The 1,442-nt window shown below is 69.8% G+C and carries 2 protein-coding genes; one reads left to right on the forward strand and one right to left on the reverse strand.

All coding sequences use genetic code 11. The features are described from left to right. A partial coding sequence (locus tag FNQ90_RS23050; RefSeq protein ID WP_182608114.1) for an RICIN domain-containing protein occupies positions 1–573 on the forward strand: 573 nt, incomplete at its 5' end. Between the two features lie 79 nt (positions 574–652). On the opposite strand, the gene FNQ90_RS23055 is transcribed toward FNQ90_RS23050, so the two are convergent. Next, a complete protein-coding gene (locus FNQ90_RS23055; protein WP_182608115.1) occupies positions 653–1,327 on the reverse strand; it encodes a DUF4255 domain-containing protein in 675 nt (224 codons plus the stop codon). Between the last annotated feature and the right edge of the window lie 115 nt (positions 1,328–1,442).

Here is a 1,442-nt window from a genome sequence, read left to right on the forward strand (position 1 = left end):
CCCCCGGCCATCACACCACCCGAGGAGCCGGAGAGCGGCGGCGACGAGGAGGTCCCGGAGGAGCCGCTCACCGAGGAGGAGGAAGAGGAGCCCTTCCTTCCCGCCGAGCGGATGATGCTGGTGAACTCCGCCATGGGACGCTGCGCGGACATCCCGGCGGACAGGGGCGAGGAGAAAGCGGCGATCCTCCCCAACGTCTGCGACAGCGACCGCATCCAACAACGGTGGGACCTGGATGTCAGGTTCCCCGGTCAGGGGCCGGGCGGGGCGTCACTGTTCGTCATCGTCCACTCCAACTCCGGCCTGTGCATGGACCCGCCCGGGCTGGGTGCCGTCCAGGCCGGTACGCAGATCTCCCAGTACCGCTGCGTACCGAGGCTCAATGACAACCAGTTGTGGTGGCTCGAACCGCGGGAGGACGAGGATCACGTGTACCGGATCCGGAACTACGCCAGCAACCACCTGTGCCTGAGCCCTGATCTGCGGGATACCCAGCGGTACGACCTGAGGTTCACCGTGCAGCAGTGCAATGACGAGTTCCAGTGGTGGAGGATCCACGCGGGGGAGAGCTGACCCGGTCCGGCCGGTCGGTGGGGTGATCGATCCGGCGGTGGTCGATCCGGCGGTCGGGGTGTCCCGACCACCGGATCGACTATCCGGCGGTCGGGGTGTCGGGGTGTCGCCGTGCCGCCTCCGCCTCCACCACCTCGGGACCGTGGGAACGCTCGATGCCGGGCGAGTCCACGTCCCCGTGCACCCCATCGCGGATCCGGACCGTGGCGCCGCGGATCACCAGCGGGGCGGCGTCGTACTCCGGGTACACCGGGAACGGCGCGGTGACCACGACCTCGACGGACGGCTTGAGCTCTCCCCCGATCGCGGGCCAGATCTCCGCGGGGGACCGGGAATCGCCGGCCGGACCGACCACCCGCATCCCCGCCACAAGGCCCAACTCCGCGAGGGAGCCGTGCAGTTCCTGCGGGGGGATGGACTCCCGGGGCAGCAGGGTCGCCAGCACGGCCGACAGCAGACGGTGTTCGTCCACCGCCTGCTTCGTCCAGGCCGTCACCAGGTAGGACAGCCGCAACCAGCGGGGTGCCTCACGGTATTTGACGATCTTCCGGTTCCCGTCGTGGACCGGGATCTCCCCCTGGCGACGCCGGCCGGTGTCCTCCCGGATGTCGTACAGATAGACATTGATCACGGGGCCGTTGAGCCGCGCCGACCAGTCGCGGTTCGGCATGTCGAAGGAGACCTCGACGCCGGCGCCGGCCAGGGCACCGCCGTTGAGCAATCGCTTGAGGGTCTCGTCCACCTCGTGGATCACGTCGTACTCCGGTCATCCGCGGTGCGGGGCCCGTGGGAGCCCGTCCCGGCGAGTGGGTCGGGTCCGTTCCCGGGAGCTCCGGGGACGGGTGGGGGGCAGTGTTCCTGCCCGAGGG

The sequence above is a fragment of the Streptomyces alkaliphilus genome, assembly GCF_014141535.1.
Classification (GTDB): Bacteria; Actinomycetota; Actinomycetes; order Streptomycetales; family Streptomycetaceae; genus Streptomyces; species Streptomyces alkaliphilus.